General features: G+C 38.5%; 15 protein-coding genes (1 of these 15 cut by a window edge). 14 read left to right on the forward strand and 1 reads right to left on the reverse strand.

All coding sequences use genetic code 11. The features are described from left to right. The first annotated feature begins 78 nt into the window (after window positions 1–78). The 4 genes from P162_RS04700 to lptB are packed head-to-tail and all read left to right on the forward strand — an operon-like array spanning window position 79 to window position 3,067. Complete coding sequence (locus P162_RS04700) at window positions 79–1,047, forward strand: SIS domain-containing protein (protein WP_031426081.1); 969 nt, start codon at window positions 79–81, stop codon at window positions 1,045–1,047. Then, complete coding sequence (gene tatC, locus P162_RS04705) at window positions 1,047–1,895, forward strand: twin-arginine translocase subunit TatC (protein WP_031426082.1); 849 nt, start codon at window positions 1,047–1,049, stop codon at window positions 1,893–1,895. Before P162_RS04700 ends, tatC begins: the two co-directional genes overlap by 1 nt. A 27-nt stretch (window positions 1,896–1,922) precedes the next feature. Next, a complete protein-coding gene (locus P162_RS04710; RefSeq protein ID WP_031426083.1) occupies window positions 1,923–2,285 on the forward strand; it encodes a carboxymuconolactone decarboxylase family protein in 363 nt (120 codons plus the stop codon). Window positions 2,286–2,326: 41 nt separating this feature from the next. Then, on the forward strand, window positions 2,327–3,067 hold the full coding sequence (gene lptB / locus P162_RS04715; RefSeq protein WP_031426084.1) for an LPS export ABC transporter ATP-binding protein: 741 nt from the start codon (window positions 2,327–2,329) through the stop codon (window positions 3,065–3,067). A gap of 95 nt (window positions 3,068–3,162) precedes the next feature. Here the strand turns inward: lptB and P162_RS04720 are convergent, their stop codons facing one another. After that, window positions 3,163–3,783 carry an NUDIX hydrolase gene (locus P162_RS04720; protein WP_031426085.1) on the reverse strand — a complete coding sequence of 207 codons (621 nt, stop codon included), beginning with the start codon at window positions 3,781–3,783 and terminating at the stop codon, window positions 3,163–3,165. Between the two features lie 376 nt (window positions 3,784–4,159). Here P162_RS04720 and P162_RS04725 point away from each other — a divergent pair, with 376 nt between their 5' ends. The 10 genes from P162_RS04725 to P162_RS04770 all read left to right on the forward strand — a co-directional run. Next, window positions 4,160–7,867: a hypothetical protein gene (locus P162_RS04725; protein WP_164076210.1), complete on the forward strand. Its 3,708-nt coding sequence runs from the start codon at window positions 4,160–4,162 to the stop codon at window positions 7,865–7,867. Between the two features lie 217 nt (window positions 7,868–8,084). Next, window positions 8,085–9,491 carry an exonuclease domain-containing protein gene (locus P162_RS04730; protein ID WP_031426087.1) on the forward strand — a complete coding sequence of 469 codons (1,407 nt, stop codon included), beginning with the start codon at window positions 8,085–8,087 and terminating at the stop codon, window positions 9,489–9,491. A gap of 112 nt (window positions 9,492–9,603) precedes the next feature. After that, window positions 9,604–10,695 (forward strand): NAD(P)-dependent alcohol dehydrogenase, encoded by a 1,092-nt coding sequence (locus P162_RS04735; protein WP_051907780.1) that lies wholly within the window; start codon window positions 9,604–9,606, stop codon window positions 10,693–10,695. Between the two features lie 191 nt (window positions 10,696–10,886). Then, window positions 10,887–11,789: a MerR family transcriptional regulator gene (locus P162_RS04740; RefSeq protein ID WP_031426089.1), complete on the forward strand. Its 903-nt coding sequence runs from the start codon at window positions 10,887–10,889 to the stop codon at window positions 11,787–11,789. Further along, the gene (locus P162_RS04745; protein ID WP_031426090.1) at window positions 11,790–13,247 is read left to right on the forward strand and encodes a phytoene desaturase family protein; all 1,458 of its coding nucleotides are present in this window, start codon (window positions 11,790–11,792) and stop codon (window positions 13,245–13,247) included. A gap of 6 nt (window positions 13,248–13,253) precedes the next feature. Next, window positions 13,254–14,093, forward strand: a complete 840-nt coding sequence (locus P162_RS04750) for a phytoene/squalene synthase family protein (protein WP_031426091.1) — start codon at window positions 13,254–13,256, stop codon at window positions 14,091–14,093. Window position 14,094: 1 nt separating this feature from the next. After that, window positions 14,095–14,547 carry a sterol desaturase family protein gene (locus P162_RS04755; protein ID WP_031426092.1) on the forward strand — a complete coding sequence of 151 codons (453 nt, stop codon included), beginning with the start codon at window positions 14,095–14,097 and terminating at the stop codon, window positions 14,545–14,547. Then, window positions 14,544–15,251 carry a YqjF family protein gene (locus tag P162_RS04760; RefSeq protein ID WP_031426093.1) on the forward strand — a complete coding sequence of 236 codons (708 nt, stop codon included), beginning with the start codon at window positions 14,544–14,546 and terminating at the stop codon, window positions 15,249–15,251. The genes P162_RS04755 and P162_RS04760 overlap by 4 nt, the downstream gene beginning before the upstream one ends. A 230-nt stretch (window positions 15,252–15,481) precedes the next feature. Beyond that, a complete protein-coding gene (dinB, locus tag P162_RS04765) occupies window positions 15,482–16,702 on the forward strand; it encodes a DNA polymerase IV (RefSeq protein WP_031426094.1) in 1,221 nt (406 codons plus the stop codon). Between the two features lie 111 nt (window positions 16,703–16,813). Further along, window positions 16,814–19,537: the 5' portion of a DNA polymerase III subunit alpha gene (locus tag P162_RS04770; protein ID WP_035916850.1), read on the forward strand. It continues 285 nt past the right edge of the window; the window shows 2,724 of its 3,009 coding nt (coding positions 1–2,724); it begins with the start codon at window positions 16,814–16,816; the stop codon falls past the right edge of the window.

The following is a 19,537-nucleotide window of genomic DNA, read 5'->3' on the forward strand; positions in this document are numbered from 1 at the left end:
TTAGGCAATTTTGCATACATTTGCATTTTAAATATACTAAAATCTTTAGGACAAACAAACGGCAAAAAAACATATCTTTTGAATATTCATGAGCAGATTTTGGCCAGTGCCAGGCATACAATTGAGACAGAGCGCGACGCCGTAGCCGATCTCGCCCCTTTATTAGACCATGAATTTACTGATGCCGTTAATCTAATATTTAACAGTGTAGGTAGGGTTATACTTACAGGAATTGGAAAAAGTGCTATAATTGCGCAGAAAATCGTCGCTACTTTGAATTCTACCGGAACCCCATCTATTTTTATGCATGCTGCTGATGCCATTCATGGTGATCTGGGAACAATTGTTAAAAACGACATCGTCATCTGCATTTCAAAAAGTGGAAATAGTCCAGAGATCAAAGTATTGGTTCCGCTTATAAAAAAAATGGGTAATTCCCTTATTGCACTTACCGGTTCCAGAAATTCCTTTTTGGGTTTACAGGCAGATTTTGTCATTCATGCAAAAGCGGAAAATGAGGCTTGCCCACACAATTTGGCACCCACTACAAGCACTACCACACAGCTCGTGATGGGGGATGCAATTGCCATAGCCCTTCTTGAACTGCATGGTTTTACGACTAAGGATTTTGCAAAATACCATCCCGGTGGCACTCTGGGCAAAAAATTATATTTACAGGTAAAGGATATTGTAAAATTACACGACAGACCTGTAATATCACCCGGCGCATCTGTAAAGGATGTGATCATAGAAATTTCAAAGAAAATGCTTGGCGTTACCGCTGTGGTAGACAATAATAGGTTACTGGGCGTAGTTACTGATGGTGATATACGTCGTATGCTTGAAAAAAATGATATATTGACCGGCTTAACAGCCCGGGACATAATGAATACAAATCCCAAGGTTGTCAATGAAAATGAAATGGCAGTTACTGCTATGGATATTCTTGAAAATAATAGTATATCTCAATTACTCGCGATTGATGATGATGGCAGGTATACTGGCGTCATTCATTTGCATGACTTAATAAAAGAAGGAATTATATAATGGCAACAAAAACCAATAAGCCAGAGGGGGAAATGTCTTTTCTGGATCATCTTGAAGAATTACGCTGGCACCTGATAAGGGCCACGCTTGCGGTAGTGATCATAGGCGTGCTGGCATTTATCTTTAGGGACTTCATCTTTAACCAGATCATATTTGCACCATCGTATCCCGATTTTATATCCTACGAATACTTATGCAAAATATCGCAGGTTTTTGGTTCTTCAAACGGCTGCGATACAGAAATGAATTTTATCATTCAAAACCGTACGATGGCAGGGCAATTTAGTGCAGCTATATGGACGTCGATAATGACTGGCTTTATTTTGGGATTTCCATATATTATTTATGAGTTCTGGCGTTTTGTGGCTCCGGGACTTCACCCTAACGAACGTAAAAATTCGCGTGGCTTTATCTTTGTTTCTTCCTTTTTGTTCTTTTTAGGCGTTCTTTTTGGTTTTTACCTTATTGCGCCTTTATCAATAAATTTCCTGGCAACATTTACCGTTGGCGATCAGGTTAAGAATGAATTTGATATTAGCTCTTATATAGGTCTGGTTCGAATGAGTGCCCTGTCAGCAGGCCTTATTTTTGAACTGCCTATAATTATTTATTTCTTTACCAAAATAGGACTGGTAACACCCGAATTTTTACGGAAATATAGAAAATATGCACTGGTTATCGTCCTCATTGTTTCCGCAGTGATTACACCGCCAGACATCTCCACACAGGTTATTGTTTCTATCCCAATTTTAATTTTATACGAGGTAAGTATTTTTATATCTGCTTTCGTGGTCAAACAAGAAAAACGCAGGTTGAAAAAAGAAAAACACCTACGTACGGGAGCATAGTATAACCTTTTATCCTTAATAATTTATATGTCAACAAAAACTGGTCAAGTACAGGAATTCAATGATTACCGTTCAAAAATGAACGATAAGATTCTTGGCGATAAGAACAAAATCATCAACAGAATATTCAATCTGGATACCAATGCATTTATGCCCGGCGCCCTTGATGTCAAGACTAAAGAACTCCTGGGCCTCGTTGCCTCTACTGTATTGCGCTGCGATGATTGTGTGCGTTACCATCTGGAAAGCTGCCATAAAGCGGGCGTTACCAAAGAAGAAATCATGGAAACGCTGGGAATAGGCACCTTAGTAGGTGGTACCATTGTTATACCGCACCTGCGTAGGGCCTATGAATTTTGGGAAGAGCTTGAACAAAGTCAAACAAATTAAATTGCTTGCCATTGCGGCTTGATCCTTGCTAAAACTTAGTCATGATATTACGCGCAGAAAATTTAGTCAAATCATATAAGGGCCGTGAGGTTGTAAAAGGTATTACCGTAGAGGTTAAGCAAGGGGAAATCGTAGGATTACTGGGGCCTAACGGTGCCGGTAAAACCACTTCCTTCTACATGATCGTGGGGCTGATAAAGCCAAACGGAGGTACGATACACATGGATAAAACCAATATCACTAAATTTCCCATGTACAAACGGGCGCAAATTGGCATAGGTTACCTTGCCCAGGAAGCTTCGGTTTTTAGAAAATTGAGCATTGAAGATAATATTCTCAGTGTATTGCAAATGACCAAGCTGAGCAAAAAAGAGCAGCGCGCCAAGATGGAAGAACTGATAGAAGAGTTTAGTCTGGGCCATATACGCAAAAGCCGGGGAGACCTGCTTTCTGGCGGGGAACGCCGCCGTACCGAAATTGCACGTGCACTTGCGACCAACCCTAATTTTATACTTCTTGATGAGCCTTTTGCCGGGGTAGATCCCGTGGCCGTAGAAGATATACAGCGCATTATCGCCCAGCTGAAAGATAAGGACATAGGCATTCTTATTACAGACCACAATGTTCAGGAAACCCTCGCGATCACAGATCATACCTACCTAATGTTTGAAGGCAGCATATTAAAACATGGCGTGCCCGAAGAACTTGCTAGTGATGAGATGGTACGCAAAGTCTATCTGGGTCAAAACTTTGAACTGCGGAAGAAAAAAATATTTGATTAATCAGCTAATTAAGTATAAAAACACCCCCTTTAGATCCCAAAATGTGGCATTTTTATATTAAATCGATGTTATTTATATGTTTGATTATCATGATGTTAATCAAAATAAACATCCCCTCCTTTTTCTTCTAAATCAATCAGTAATTTTAGTTGGCTTTCTACTATTCTATCGGTAGAAAGTTCGGGAAGCTCATTGAGCGCATACCATCCTACTTCTTGAATATCAAAATTGGGAGCTACCTCCCCATCTTCTATCTCGCAATAAAATATAATTTTGTAGAGATAATATGCCTCTGGCGGGTGTGGGTGGCATTTTTTATCAAATACTGCCAGCAAGCGTGTGGGCTTAACAATAAAGCCAGTTTCTTCCTTTACTTCTTTTATTATAGATTCTGAAGCGGTCAGGCCAATTTCTGACCATCCCCCGGGAATGGTCCATTTGCCATCAACTTGCTCCTTTACCATTAAAATTTCTCTTTTCCCGTTTAAAATCAGCGCCCGAACGTCAACTTTTGGTGTGGGATAATCGTTTACGGGAAGAAAAAAACTTTCCAGAACTTCTACCTCCTTCTGGCTTATTACACTCATCATTTCAAGGGAAATACGTCGCAGTTCCTCATAACGTTCGGTGTCATAATTATTATCATTATACACTAACCCTGCTTCCGCAAGGGATTTGACTTGTTTGATCATATTCAGTAAAAAGGTGCTGGCCATTATAATTGCTTTGAGAGTATGTGTCTGCTATTTAAAATAATAAGGAAACTTTATTTAGTTAATTAAATGAACCGTTCATAAAACGATAATAACACTTGACTGGAATTATGGCTATAGGCTGATAAAATTTTAAGAACAGTGATCTATTGAGCCTCTGAAACCGAAAGACATTAAACGTTGAAGCCTATCAAAATCTTTACGGTCTCTTAAAATATGTTGGGTTTTTATTTTTGTTAGTATATTGCGTGCTCATTTGCAAACAAATTACGTTGACTACGAGATAGTCCCGTTATATTTCCCCTTAAATTAAAGATACAAAAAACTCCTTCTGGAGCATCTGTTCTTAACCCCACATATCATGATTAAAAAATTAAATTTGAAAATAATTCCACGCACTTTTCTGGCCTTTTTGGTGATTTCCTGTGCTACCTACAAACCTCAGCTCAAAGAGGGTGAACAAGCTCTGGGGAAAAGTATTGAAAAGCAGCCCACCTATACATTTTTTATTGCTGGCGGTTTTGGAAACCAGAAAAATGCAAGTCAAGGCAACGCAACACTTTCTTTGCTAAAAACAACACTTGATAATGCTCCCGAAGAGAGCACGATGCTCTTTACCGGTGACTATATTAGTCCAGATAAAAAGAACTGGAAAAAAGATACGCTTCTTCTCAACCGCCAACTCGAGGTCCTGGAGAATTTTAAGGGCAAAACATACTTTATTCCCGGGATCAATGAATGGAAAAGCAAAAATGCCAAGCAAATCGAGGAGGTAGAAGATTATCTAAAAGACAAAGGTCTCGAAGACAAAACAGAAGTAAGACCGAACAATGTTTGCCCACTAGAATACTATACCATCAATGAAAATCTTGATCTTTTGCTCATAGACTCCAACTGGTTGCTGAATGGGTGGAACGGTGTGGAGTACATCAATCAAAAATGTGGAAATATTGATACGCCACGGCGCTTTTCAGAAGAATTACAAGGGTATATAAGCGACGCACAAGATAAAAACCTGGTTATCGCCATGCATCACCCCATTTTTGGAAATGGTGAATATGCTGGTAAAATCACCTTTAAAGATGCATTACTTCCCATTCCTGGAATTAGTACGATAATAGAGGGAGTAGGTATTCTGGGATCCTTCTCGCCTAAAATGCTAAATTCAAGACCTTATGGCTATTACCGTGTCCTTATGGCTGCAATGGCACAGCGTTCTGATAGGATAACTTTTGTTTCTGGACATGAAGAAAACCTCCAATTATTACAGGCAAAAACTACCCCGCAGATCATAAGTGGTTCTCTGGGAAGTGTACAGGCCACCCGCAGGGCTGATGAGACCTTAACGGCTATAGGTGGCAGATTGCCCTTTGAAGGTATTTACACACATGGCGCGAGCGGTTTTGCAAGACTGGATTATTTTGAAGATGGTTCTTCTGAAGTGACTTTTATAACCCCAGAAGACAAAATCGAAGACGTACGACTTCCGGTTTTACCTGCTTTTTCTGAATATAACGGAGATTATACAGATACGCTAAAAGGACAGGACACTATACAGGTGGGGATGTTTGACAATCCAGACGATTTTAAACGTTCTGGCTTCTACAAATTTTTGTGGGGCGACCGTTATAGGGATTATTACACTAAGCCGGTAACTGCACCCATAGTAAAGCTAGATACGTTGTATGGCGGTATGAAAATCGTCAAAAAGGGCGGTGGACAACAATCAAGTTCCCTGCGTATGGCAGATTCCCAGGACAGACAGTTTAATATGCGTTCCCTACGCAAAAACCCTATACAGGCATTAGGGGCACAGTTACCTGGGATCACTTTTGAGGCAGAAGCTTATGAAAATACCATAGCAGATGATATATTTTCTGACTTTTTTACCACCTCATCGCAATATATGCAACTTCCCATTTACACGCTCGCTACGGCCGCCGGGGTGAATCATTCGCGACCCCGACTGTTTTACGTACCAAAACAGGAGTTTTTGGGTAGTTTTAATCAGTTTTATGGCGATGAATTATACTTTATAGAAGAACGCCCTTCTGAAGAACAAAAAGATTTTGAAGGCTATAGCATTGCAAATCCAAAAGTGGAAGGGACCGTGGGCGATTTTGAGAGCACCACAGATATGCTTGAAGCGCTTCATGAGGATGAAAAGTATAAAGTAGATCAGCAAACTTTCATACGTACACGATTGTTCAACATGCTCCTGGGTGACTGGGACCGGCATCAGGATCAATTTAGATGGGTAGAATATACCATCAGCGATGATGAGGTTCTTTTTGTGCCCGTGCCCCGCGACCGGGACAATGCATTCCCAAAATTTGGTGGTGTGGCACTTCCCATCCTACAATGGTTTATGCCCATTACAAGATCCTGGGTATCCTACGGGCCAGAAATCAATAGCGTAAAATGGTTCAACAACCGTGGCTATAGCCTTGATCAGGCACTTATTACTAATTATAGTGCTGAAGAGTGGGTTAAACAGGCAAAAAGTATTCAGAATGATCTCACAGAAGCAGATATTGAAACCGCTTTTGATGAGCTTCCGCCAGAGTTACGCAACGACAGTACTTTTACATTTATAAAATCAAGTTTTAGGCAACGTCTTAAGGATTTACCACAATATGCCGAAGAATACGGAAGTTATCTAAACAAGAAAATTGTACTTCACGGAACGGAAAAAGACGATGTTTTTGATATAGAAAGGCTGGAGAATGGTAAGACCCGTGTCGTTATTAAAAGGGATAAAAGCGATAATAAGAATCCATTGATTTATGATCGTACCTTTAACAAAGAGGACACAAAAGAAATCTGGATCTACGGTCTTAATGATGATGACCAGTTCAACGTTTTTGGTGAAGGTAGCGGCAGCATTTTTGTTCGTATTGCCGGTGGTTATGGTGAAGATACATATAATGTCACAAACAAGAAAGGCTTAAAAATATACGATCTGCCTTATGAAAAGAGCACATACGAAGCCAAGAAACCGCGCAAGCAGCTTACGAATCTATATACTACCAATAATTACAACTGGCGCTATATAGAAGCCAGCGCAAATACATTTGTGCCCGCTGCCGGTTACCGACTGGATGATGGCGTTTTTATAGGTGGAAAAGACACATATACCCTTAATGGTTTTAATGGAAATCCATTTAGACAGCAACATTCGCTAGCGGCTAAATATTACTTTACATTCAATGCCATTGAGCTTAAATATAAGGGTGTATGGGCCAATGCCATTCCCCGCTGGAATTTTGAAACACAGGCCTATTACACAAGCAATCAGTTTGCTACCAACTTTTTTGGTTACGGAAATGAAAGCGTAAACCGTGAGGAGGAATTGGGTCGTAATTATTTCAGGGCCCGTATGGAACAGTTTAAGGTACGTGCCGGTTTGACTTTTCTGTCGCTCAAAGCGTACGCATTGTTTGAGAATTATCGCGTCAATGAAAGCTTAAACAGGCTTTTTAACTCAAATAACCTTGATCCCAATGTTTTTGACAGTCAGTCGTACGTAGGCGCGGAAACTACCGCATATTATAACATTGATGATGCTGATGATTTCCCTACGCAGTCCTTATACATAGGGGTTACGGCAGGTTATAAATTCAACACTTCTGTAGCTGACAATAATTTTGGTTACGTTATGGCAAATATTGAGTTTTCACAAAAATTAATTGAATCCGGTAAATTGGTATTTGGGACTACCCTCGAGGGTAAAACCAACTATGGCGGGGATTATTTCTTTTATCATGCACCTTCCCTGGGCGGTGACAATGGGTTGCGCGGTTTTAGGGATCAGCGCTTTACCGGTGATGCCTACTTTTATCAAAGCTCAGACCTGCGGTTAAGACTCCAGGAATATAAAACCGGCGTCCTGCCAGTAGCTATCGGTATTTTTGGTGGATTTGATTATGGCCGTACCTGGTTGTCTGGCGATCCTTCAAGTAAATGGCATACCTCGCAAGGAGGTGGCATCTGGATCAGCGGACTCAGTTCTTTTGGGTTAAGTTTCGGTTATTTCAATTCTGTGGAAACAAATATCTTTCAGGTTGGTTTTGGATTTGGTTTCTAAAAAATTATTTAGAAAGCAATCCTAAAAAATATTGCAAACTGAAGCATCCTTCAATTAGTACCATTTCGCAAAGAACAGGTAATTAGTTGAAGGATGTTTTTTTGTACCCTATTTTGCGGAACACTTAGCGTTTAAATACTTCGGAAGGATTTTTTCCCTTATTTAGGATTTTTTCCTATTTTGGGTTATCTTTGAGCTTCATCCCTAAATTTATTGAATGGCTCCCCAGCGCTATAGCATTATTGATGTGGAAACTACCGGAAAAGGTTTAAATGGAAACCGCATCACCGAAATTTGCATCGTCCTTATTGAAGATGATACGGAGATCGAGAAATTTACCTCTCTTGTAAATCCTGAAAGTATAATTCCGCCTTTTATCACTGGGCTTACGGGAATTGACAATGCAATGGTCAAAAACGCCCCAAAATTTGATGAAATAGCTGATGAAATAGAACGCATGACCAGAGGTTCTATTTTTGTCGCGCACAATGTGAATTTTGATTACAATGTGATCCGAAGTGAATTTAGGGCTATAGGTAGGGATTTTAACCGAAAAAAGTTATGCACTGTTCGACTTTCGCGCAAGCTCATCCCGAAGTTATATTCTTACAGCCTAGGGAAACTTTGTACCTCATTGGGAATACCGCTCAATAACCGGCACCGGGCAGAAGGCGACACAGATGCAACCGTACTTTTGTTCAAAAGGATTTTAAGCCTGGACCCAGAAAAGGAAGTAATACGTACTTTTCTGCATGCGCGCAGTAAAGAAGCCACGCTCCCACCCCACATCAATAAAGAAAACATAGAAAATCTCCCGGAAAAGTCCGGTATTTACCTGTTTTTAGACCAAAAAGGGAAGATTATTTATGTGGGAAAAGCAAAAAATATAAGGCAGCGGGTCACCAGCCACTTTTACAGTAAAAAGAATAGTGAATACTTACTGGCACAAGAAACCTATCGCATTGATTTTGAAGAGACCGGCAACGAACTAATAGCGCTCTTGCTTGAAGCAGAACAAATAGCCAAACACTATCCCAAATACAACCGCGCGCAGAAAAAAACGCAAAACCCTTTTTGTATTGTTGCTTATAAAAACAGAGCGGGCGCGAAACAGCTTACACTTATCCGTTCTAAATACAAGGATAGCGCGCTTGATTATTTTTTTACACGTGCAAAGGGAATAGAAAGGCTGGAACAGCTTTGTGAAGAGTTTGAACTTTGCCCCAGATTTTGCGGTCTTCAGGATACAAACGGTCGTTGTTCGCACTATAAAATAAATTCCTGCAACGGTGTTTGTGTAAAAGAAGAAGCGGTTGCAGATTATAATGTGCGCGTAGACAAAGCGATAAGGGCATTAACACGTAGAAACCAGGATTTTGTTATTTCCTGCACAGGGCGCAATCTAGAAGAAAAAGCCATTGTTCTTGTAAGGGAAGGGATTTATCGCGGCTATGGTTATATAGGCAACAATGAGCAGATAACAGATTTTGATGCCTTGGAAAAATCCATTATTCCGCAAAAAAATACGTATCACACAGAGCGCATTTTAAAAAGTCATATTCGCGAATTTGGAGATAGCTGTATACTCACTACGGAAGAAATTATGGAAAAAATTGCCATTTAGATTAAAACACTAAAATCTCCTTAAGACTAGGCTTAATCATTGTTAAAGAGCGTTAATCGTTTTCTGTCTTGACAGACTTTTACTAGATTAAATAAATAAATAAAAAAAATTTATGAGTCAAGTAGAAACTGCTGAAAAAGCAACAGATAATAAAAATAATACACAAGTTAAAGCATACGGTGCAAAGGCTGCTGATGCAGACTTGAAAGAAATGCAGATCGAAAGGCGTAAGCCCACTAAAGATGATGTGCATATTAAAATTACTTATTGCGGTGTTTGTCATAGTGATATTCATCAAGTGCGCAATGATTGGAAGAATTCAGTCTATCCTGTAGTTCCCGGTCATGAGATCGTAGGTGAAATTACCGCTGTAGGTGAAAATGTCAAAAATTTTAAAGAAGGAGATCTTGTAGGTGTTGGGTGTATGGTTGATTCTTGCCAGACATGCGATTCTTGCAAAGAGGATCTGGAGCAATTTTGTGAGAATGGGGCAACAATGACCTATAATTCTAAAGATAAGCACTTAGAAAACCGACATACTTTTGGTGGATATTCAGAAAGTATCGTAGTGAACAAAGAATTTGTTCTTAGCGTACCCAAAAGTTTAGACACGAAAGCTGTCGCACCTTTATTATGTGCTGGTATTACCACCTATTCCCCATTACGTACCTGGAATATTAAAAAAGGTGATAAAGTAGGTGTAATAGGCCTTGGCGGTTTAGGTCATATGGGTATTAAATTTGCTCACGCCATGGGCGCACACACCGTTATGATTACAACATCTCCTGAAAAAGCAGAAGATGCCAAACGCTTAGGGGCTGACGAAGTCTTGATTTCGAAAGATGAAAAAGCTATGAAGGAGCAAGCGGGAAGTTTTGATTTCCTTTTAAATACTGTTCCGGTAGGTCATGATACAAATCCATATATAAACATTCTCAAAAGAGATGGTACCATGGTAATGGTGGGAGCAATTGAACCTATTGAAGTGAACGGGGCCGGCCTTATCATGGGAAGAAAACGTATAGCAGGTTCTATTATAGGTGGAATCAAAGAAACTCAGGAAATGCTTGACTTTTGTGGGGAGCATGACATTGTTTCTGATGTAGAAATGATTGATATGAAAAATATAAACGACGCTTATGAACGCGTCGTGGATGGCGATGTAAAATACAGATTCGTTATTGATATGAAGTCATTGAACTAAACTTCTTAGAATAATAAATTTTTAAAAGGCCAACGTCCATAAGGATGTTGGCCTTTTTTTTTAGTTTGTTACAATTTGACCAACACCTTAATTTTATCACAAAAGACCTCATTTGTTTATCTAAAAACACAGTTTATTAAACAAAAAATGTAAATTTGAGATACTAAACTTCAGTAAAAGAGCTTAAATTAATGAATGCCGTCAAAACCAAATTCAGCATAAAAGATCTAGAGAATTTGGCCGGGGTTAAAGCTCACACCATACGCATCTGGGAAAAACGCTACAACCTCCTTGAACCCGATAGAACCCCAACCAATATACGCACATATACCTTAAAAGACCTTCAGAAATTGCTGAACGTTACTTTTTTACTGGAACACAATTACAAGATTTCTAAAATTGCCCAGAATGACAATAAGGCAATTATAAAAATGGTAAAACAAATTGTGGAGCAGAAAGAAAAACCTAAAAATCATCAGGCGCTTAATTCTTTCAAGATTGCAATGATGAACTTTGATCAGCAATTGTTTGCTAAAACATTTGATTCCCTTTCAGATAAACTACAGTTTAGAGATATATTTTATCAGGTTTTGATACCATTACTGGAAGAAATAGGGCTTTTATGGCAGACGAATACCATAGATCCCTCCCATGAACATTTTATTACAAACCTCATAAAGCAAAAAATTCTGCTTAAGATCGAAGAATACCAGATTGAACATATACCTGATAAATCAAAGGTATTTGTACTTTTTTTACCTGAAAATGAAATCCACGATCTGGGGCTATTATTTTTAAATTATGAGATCGTAAGCCATGGTTATAAATGTATTTATTTAGGCCAAAGTATCATGATCGAAAATTTGAAATATTTGAACCAGAACCAACCTAACGTACATTTTGTATCTTATTTTACGGTTAAGCCAGAAGACACTTCGGTTTCTGATTATGTAAAAATCTTTAATAAAGAGATGGAAAATGACCATATTCCCCTTTATATTTTCGGCAGGAAAGCGCTGCGTGAAAACATAAAGAACCTGCCCTCAAATGCGCAGGTAATCAAATCTATTGACTCTTTTATTGAAGATTTATAAATGAAAAAGAAAATTAGCATCATAGGTTCCGGTTTTTCATCGCTTTCCGCAGCGTGTTACCTGGCACAACAGGGACATGAAGTACATCTATATGAAAAAAATCGAACCATAGGTGGTCGTGCGAGACAATTAAAGCGGGACGGATTTACTTTTGATATGGGGCCTTCCTGGTTCTGGATGCCTGATGTTTTTGATCGTTTTTTTGCCGATTTTGGTAAAAAACAATCAGATTATTATACTCTAGAAAAACTGGATCCTGCGTATCGGGTTTATTTTGGGAAGGATGACTACATCACTATTGAAGACACTTTAGATAAAATAAAAAAGGTTTTTGAAGCAGAAGAACCGGGAAGTGCAAAAAAACTACAGCACTTTATAGATAAGGCCAGGGACAATTATGACGTCGCCATTAAAGATATTGTCTATCGCCCTGGAGTTTCACCACTTGAGCTTGTCACACCAAAAACGATCGTTAAAATAGGTCGCTTTTTTAGTACGATTAGTAAAGATGTACGTAGTGCATTTACCAACCCAAAACTGATTCAAATTCTTGAATTCCCGGTTCTTTTTCTGGGAGCAAAACCTTCTGATACACCCGCTTTTTATAGTTTTATGAACTATGCAGACTTCGGCTTGGGAACTTTTCATCCTAAAAACGGTATGTATTCAGTCATTGAAGGTATTGAATCCCTTGCCCGGCAATTGGGCGTGAATATACATACAGATAGTGTCGTCAATCGCATACGTACCGAAGGAAACACGGCAGTGGGTTTAGAAATTAACGGAAAAAGTATATTATCTGATATCGTTTTGAGTGGTGCAGATTATCATCATACCGAAACGCTATTGCCGGAATCTTTGCGACAATATTCAGAGAAGTATTGGGACAGTAGGGTTTTTGCGCCCTCTTCCCTCCTCTTTTATATAGGTTTTGATAAGAAGATTGAAAACGTAAACCACCACAACCTCTTTTTTGATACTGATTTTACAAGGCACGCCAGAGAAATCTATGACGAGCCAGAATGGCCCACAGATCCGCTTTTTTATGCCAATTTCCCATCAAAAACTGATAAATCAATGGCTCCAGAAGGTAAAGATGGCGGCTTTTTTCTTATTCCCATTGCGCCAGGCCTTTATGATTCTCAAGAGCTGAGAATAGAATATTTTGATAAGATCATAGATCGTTTTGAGCACTTAACCAATCAAAAAGTGCGAAAAAATATTATATTTAAGGAATCTTTCTGTGTAAAAGACTTTCGGCAAGATTACAATTCCTACAAGGGCAACGCTTATGGGATGGCAAATACATTGTTGCAAACAGCCTTTCTACGACCAAACCTGAAAAGCATGAAAGTGAAGAACCTGTTTTTTACAGGTCAATTAACGGTTCCCGGCCCTGGCGTTCCGCCTGCGCTAATTTCTGGCAAACTGGCTGCGGGACTTATTGAAAAACAGTAGAAGTACATGAAAGAAATTTTTGACAGCGTATCATTAAAGTGTTCGCAAATGGTTACAAGGTCGTACAGCACTTCATTTTCGACGGCGACGCAAATGCTTGCTCCCAGTATTAGACAGGACATCCACAACATTTATGGATTTGTACGTTTTGCAGATGAAATCGTAGATAGTTTTCACGATTATGATAAAAAACAACTTTTTGAAAGGTTCAACACAGATCTTGAAAATGCCCTTATTGAAAAGATTAGTTTAAATCCCATACTCAATTCTTTTCAGCATACCTATCACCGCTTTGGGATTCAAAAAGAACTCGTGGATTCTTTTATGAAAAGTATGCGCCTGGACCTTACAAAAAGTGATTACCTCACAGAAGCAGATTATAAAGAATATATTTATGGTTCTGCTGATGTTGTGGGACTTATGTGCCTAAAGGTATTTGTGAACGGAAATCAGGAAAAATATGAAGAGCTTCGCGAAAGTGCGATGCGACTGGGATCTGCATTTCAAAAAGTGAATTTCTTACGGGATCTCAAAGCTGATTACGAAGAACTTAGCCGCAGTTATTTTCCCAACGCTAACTTGGAAGAACTCGATGAACCCAGCAAACAAAAGATAATTGATGAAATTGAAGCTGATTTTGCCCTTGGTTTAGCAGGTATTCATATGCTACCGGTAGAAGCAAAATTTGGTGTATATACCGCATACCGTTATTATAGAAAACTACTTAGTAAATTAAAAAGTACGCCTTCCATTGAAATAAAAAATACACGTATACGTGTACCCAACTATGTAAAAGCTTCACTATTGGCCCGTAGTTATGTAAAATACAGATTAAACCTTATTTAAAATGCAGACGCTTATCTGGATACTTGTTTTTTTGACCACATTTTGTCTAATGGAATTTATGGCATGGTTTACCCATAAATATGTTATGCATGGTTTTTTATGGTCGTTACATCGTGACCATCACCATAAAGACCATGGCTCATGGTGGGAGCGTAATGACTTTTTCTTTATTTTTTACGCCCTGGTAAGTATAGGTTGCTTTCTATTGTGGCGTTATGAAGATGTCTGGATAGGATTACCCATTGGGTTGGGGATATTTGCTTACGGTATGACTTATTTTATGGTTCACGATATTTTTATACATCAGCGCTTTAAAATCTTCCGTGACGCCAATAATTGGTATTCTAAAGGATTGCGCCGTGCGCATAAAATTCACCATAAACATTTGGAAAAAGAAGAAGGTGAGTGCTTCGGCATGTTGTTGCCACCTATCAAATTCTTTAAGACCAAATGAGTTTCCTCACCGCCGAATGGCGAAAATTGTGTTTTGCCAACTATCAAATAGATCCCGAGATCTTAAAACCTTATGTTCCCTTGGGAACAGAACTTGATTTTTTTGAAGGTAAATGTTATGTAAGCCTGGTAGGGTTTCTTTTTGATAAAGTCAAATTAAAAGGGATTTCCGTTCCGTTTCATACCCGCTTTGAAGAAATCAATTTACGCTTTTATGTTACCCGAATGATTGATGGAAAAAAGCGTCGAGGTACTGTTTTCATTTCTGAAATTGTAGCAAAACCAGCAATTGTACTTGTTGCAAATCTACTCTACAATGAAAAGTACAGCCTAAAGAAAATGCATTACAACCACCATATTACTACCACAGAAAATACAATAAGTTACGCTTTAAAAAACCGCGGAAAATGGCAACAAATTGCCCTTACGACCGAAAATATTTCAAAACCATTTGAATCTGGCAGCAAAACAGAATTCATTACTGAACATTACTGGGGATATAGCAAAAAAGATGAAAATAAAACCGTTGAGTATGAAGTTCGCCATCCTCAATGGGAAGCTTATGAAGTGATAAATCACAGCATTGAAATTGACTTTGGGCAATTATACGGCAAAGCTTTCTCTAGTTTAAGTAAACAAATACCAGATTCTTTACAATGTATGGAAGGCTCTCCCATTAGCATTGAAGGAAAGAAACTGATATAAAACGTTTAATTAATTCGTTTTATATAAATCCACGCTTCTAAAGCATTTTATTTAAGAACTTCCTAGATTCTTCTTCCAGGTAACTATTTACAATCTCAGCCTTTTTAAATAGTTTTAAAACCTATAACAAAAAATAGTTCATATTTAACACCTGTCTTATTCCGTTAAAGTTCGTTCTTGAATATTGTAATTAGGAATAATTCCATAATTTTGTAAATATTCCTAATTTTATGAAAAGAACGATTCTTCACCTTGATCTTGATACCTTTTTTGTCTCATGTGAACGTAAAATGGATAGTAGCCTTAATAACAAACCAGTCATAGTGGGCGGCACTGGAGATCGTGGTGTGGTAAGTGCTGCAAGTTATGAGAGCAGGTCTTATGGCGTTCATTCTGGAATGTCTATCAAATTGGCCAGGCAGTTATGCCCACAAGGGATTTACATACGCGGCAATGCATCTACCTACACCAAATATTCTAAAGATGTTACCGAAATAATCCAACGAGAAGTTCCTGTACTCGAAAAAGCAAGCGTAGATGAATTCTATGCGGATCTTACAGGTATGGATAAATTTTTTGGTTGTTATAAATTTTCTTCTGAACTGCGCAGCAAAGTAATCAAGGAAACTGGCCTACCTATTTCCTTTGGACTTTCGGCAAATAAAACGGTGTCTAAAGTGGCAACAAATGAAGCGAAGCCTAATGACCAACTCAAAATAGACAACGGTTTTGAAAAAATATTTTTAGCTCCTCTTTCCATTAAAAAACTGCCCATGGTAGGGCAAAAAACCTTTCAGACTTTTTGTAACCTGGGCGTAAAAAAAGTGTCACTGGTTCAGCAAATGCCGGTAGAAATGATGATTTCTGTATTTGGCAAAAATGGCCGTGTGATCTGGGAACGTGCCAATGGCATTGATAATTCACCTATTGTAGCGTATCACGAGCGACAGTCTATCTCCAGTGAACGCACGTATGGGCAGGATACCACAGATATTCAAAAATTAAAAACCACCATTCATGCCATGGCAGAAAATCTCGCATTTCAGCTAAGGCGTGGCAACAAATTGACATCTTGTATTACCGTGAAAGTTCGTTATTCAGATTTTCAAACGTACTCCAAACAACTAAAAATCCCCTATACAGCGGCAGACCATAATTTGATACCTCAGGTAATGGAGCTTTTTGAAAAATTGTACAACCGCAGGTTGCTTATACGCCTGGTAGGTGTACGTTTTAGCGGCCTTACGCAAGGGCATTACCAGATCGATCTTTTTGAAAATACAAACCGAACCGTAAATCTTTATAAAGCTATGGATACCGTAAGGCTACGTTACGGTGACCGAAGTATCATGCGAGCAGCTGCCATGGGTGAAGGCGCGCGAACAATAGGTAATCAGGGAAATCCTTTTAATGGTCAACCACCCATAGTGCTGGCGCATCGTCATCAATAATTCCCACCCTAACCCTCCCAAAGTGAGGGAACAAAAAAACTCCCGCTCACGATTTATGCACAAGCGAGACTCCTCCCCTTCGGGGAGGCCAGGTGGGGAAAACTTTTAATTATGTACCTCAATTGCCACTCTTATTTTAGCTTGCGCTACGGCACAATGTCTGAAGAAGAATTATTGAATTTGGCCATTAAATATGGCTGCGAAACCCTTGCGCTTACAGACATCAACAATACTTCTGCGTGTCTAAGCTTTGTGCGCAAAGCTGCAGATCTTACCATAAAACCTATTTTAGGTGTCGATTTTAGAAATGGGATCAAACAATGCTACGTGATTTTGGCCAGAAACAATGATGGCTTTCTTGAAATCAATAATTTTTTGTCTATTTATTTACACAAAAAAGCCAATTTTCCGGAAAAAGCACCGGTTTTTGAGAATGCTTTTGTGATCTACCCTTTTGAAAAAGCGCTGGAATTAGACTTGAGTACATTGGCCAAAAATGAATTTATAGGCATTTCAATCAAAAATCTGCGTAAACTTCGATTTTCAAGGTATAGTGATTTTGCTGAAAAACTGGTGTTTTTACATGCGGTGAGCTTTCGCGATAAGCGCGACTACAACATACACCGTTTGCTGCGTGCGATAGATAATAATGAACTATTGAGCAAACTTGCCAAAGAGCAACAGGCAGATTTTGATGAACGTTTTGTGGAACAATACCTTCTTGAAAAAACCTTTATTGACTTCCCATATATACTTGAAAACACCCAAAAATTGACCGATTTATGTTCTATTTCATTCGATTTTTCGAAAGACAAACCTTCACAAAACTTAAAAACCGTAGAAGGTAGCGACGCATTAGATTATAAAAAATTAGTGCAACTATGTGAGGAAGGATTACCCAGACGCTATAAAGTGATCACTCAAGATATAAAGGATCGCCTTGTCAAAGAGCTTGATCTTATACAGCAAAAAAACTTTGTTTCCTTTTTTATTATCAATTGGAAAATTATTCAATATGCTCAAAATAAAGGTTATTACCATGTAGGTCGCGGTAGCGGTGCAAATAGTATTGTTGCCTATTTACTGGGCATAACAGATGTAGACCCTATAGCACTTGATCTCTACTTTGAACGTTTTATGAATCTTTATCGTATTAATCCACCTGATTTTGATATTGATTTTTCTACCTGGGACCGTGAAGATGTAACAAGATTCATATTTGAGGAATTTGGTAAAAAAGGTCAGGCAGCTTTACTGGGATCTTATGTAACTTTTAAACACAGCGGCGCAGTTAGGGAACTGGGTAAGGTTTTCGGTATACCGAAATATGAAATTGACAAATTGAGCAACGGGAAATATGACATGAACAAACTAGATGAACTGTCTAAATTAGTGCTTAAATACGCTGCCTATTTATTTGAAAAGCCCAATTATCTAAGCATCCACGCTGGTGGAATTTTAATTTCAGAAAGACCCATTCATTATTTTTCAGCAACTCATTTACCACCTAAGGGCTTTCCCACAGTACAGTTTGATATGCACATTGCAGAAGACGTGGGACTTTATAAATTCGACATTTTGGGCCAGCGAGGTCTGGGAAAAATAAAAGATGCGATAGCGATTATTAAAGAAAATCATCCAGATGTAACATTATTAGATATTCACGATACACAACCTTTATTTGATGACGATAAGATAAATGCGATGATTGCGCGGGCAGATTGTATAGGCTGTTTTTATGTTGAATCGCCTGCGATGCGCATGCTTTTACAAAAACTGGGCGTGAATGAATATCAAATGCTTGTAGCTGCAAGTTCAATTATTAGACCTGGTGTAGCAAAAAGCGGCATGATGCGCGAATATATTTTAAGACATATAAACCCGGAAAAACGTAAAGAAGCCCATCCCGTACTTTGGGATATTATGCCAGATACCTATGGAGTGATGGTTTATCAGGAGGATGTGATCAAGGTAGCACATTATTACGCTGATCTTGATCTTGGTGAAGCTGATGTTTTAAGGCGTGGAATGAGCGGAAAATATAGGTCCCGAGAAGAATTTCAGGCAGTGAAACAGAAGTTTATTGACAATTGCCTAAAAAAAGGGGAACCTGAAGAAATGATATTAGACGTATGGCGTCAGATTGAAAGTTTTGCCGGTTATGCATTTGCTAAAGGACATTCAGCCTCTTATGCTGTAGAAAGCTATCAAAGCCTTTATTTGAAATGCTATTTTCCATTAGAATATATAGTTGCGACAATTAATAATGGTGGTGGCTTCTATAATATGGAAACTTACGTCCACGAAGCTAAAATGAAAGGAGGTACAATCAACGCGCCTTGTATTAATATAAGCGAAATACAAACTATAATTATAGGCAAGAATATCTACTTGGGCTTTCAGCACATTCAACAATTAGAGAAAAAAACTATAATTAAAATCATTAATTCAAGACAGTTTGGAAAATTCTCAAGTTTAGATGATCTCATTGAGCGTGTTCCATTGAGTATAGAACAGTTGGATTTGTTAATTCGTATAAATGCATTTAGAAGCATTCGTTCTGACAAGCGCAATCTTCTGTGGGAAGCGCATTATAGAGAAAATAACACATTGAAAAACGAACTACAACAGCAATTCTTTAAAGTCTCCATACGTGATTTCGTTTTGCCAAAATTTGAAATCACTTCTCTGGAAGAAGCCTTTGATCAACTTGAAATCCTAGGATTCCCTTTATTTAGCCCTTTTATATTGTTGAGAGAAGTACCAGATAATAGACTGTTGTCATTTGACTTAAAACCATATTTAAATAAAACAATTGTGATTTATGGTTATTTG

This window comes from Flavimarina sp. Hel_I_48 (assembly GCF_000733945.1).
Taxonomy (GTDB): Bacteria; Bacteroidota; Bacteroidia; order Flavobacteriales; family Flavobacteriaceae; genus Leeuwenhoekiella.

Excerpts from the sequence above, each read along its gene's own strand:
- P162_RS04755 (WP_031426092.1), top strand. The coding sequence starts at position 14,095 with ATGCAGACGCTTATCTGGATACTTGTTTTTTTGACCACATTTTGTCTA.
- P162_RS04720 (WP_031426085.1), bottom strand. The coding sequence starts at position 3,783 with ATGGCCAGCACCTTTTTACTGAATATGATCAAACAAGTCAAATCCCTT.
- P162_RS04760 (WP_031426093.1), top strand. The coding sequence starts at position 14,544 with ATGAGTTTCCTCACCGCCGAATGGCGAAAATTGTGTTTTGCCAACTAT.
- P162_RS04735 (WP_051907780.1), top strand. The coding sequence starts at position 9,604 with ATGAGTCAAGTAGAAACTGCTGAAAAAGCAACAGATAATAAAAATAAT.
- P162_RS04730 (WP_031426087.1), top strand. The coding sequence starts at position 8,085 with ATGGCTCCCCAGCGCTATAGCATTATTGATGTGGAAACTACCGGAAAA.
- dinB (WP_031426094.1), top strand. The coding sequence starts at position 15,482 with ATGAAAAGAACGATTCTTCACCTTGATCTTGATACCTTTTTTGTCTCA.
- P162_RS04745 (WP_031426090.1), top strand. The coding sequence starts at position 11,790 with ATGAAAAAGAAAATTAGCATCATAGGTTCCGGTTTTTCATCGCTTTCC.
- P162_RS04740 (WP_031426089.1), top strand. The coding sequence starts at position 10,887 with ATGAATGCCGTCAAAACCAAATTCAGCATAAAAGATCTAGAGAATTTG.
- P162_RS04710 (WP_031426083.1), top strand. The coding sequence starts at position 1,923 with ATGTCAACAAAAACTGGTCAAGTACAGGAATTCAATGATTACCGTTCA.
- P162_RS04750 (WP_031426091.1), top strand. The coding sequence starts at position 13,254 with ATGAAAGAAATTTTTGACAGCGTATCATTAAAGTGTTCGCAAATGGTT.
- lptB (WP_031426084.1), top strand. The coding sequence starts at position 2,327 with ATGATATTACGCGCAGAAAATTTAGTCAAATCATATAAGGGCCGTGAG.
- tatC (WP_031426082.1), top strand. The coding sequence starts at position 1,047 with ATGGCAACAAAAACCAATAAGCCAGAGGGGGAAATGTCTTTTCTGGAT.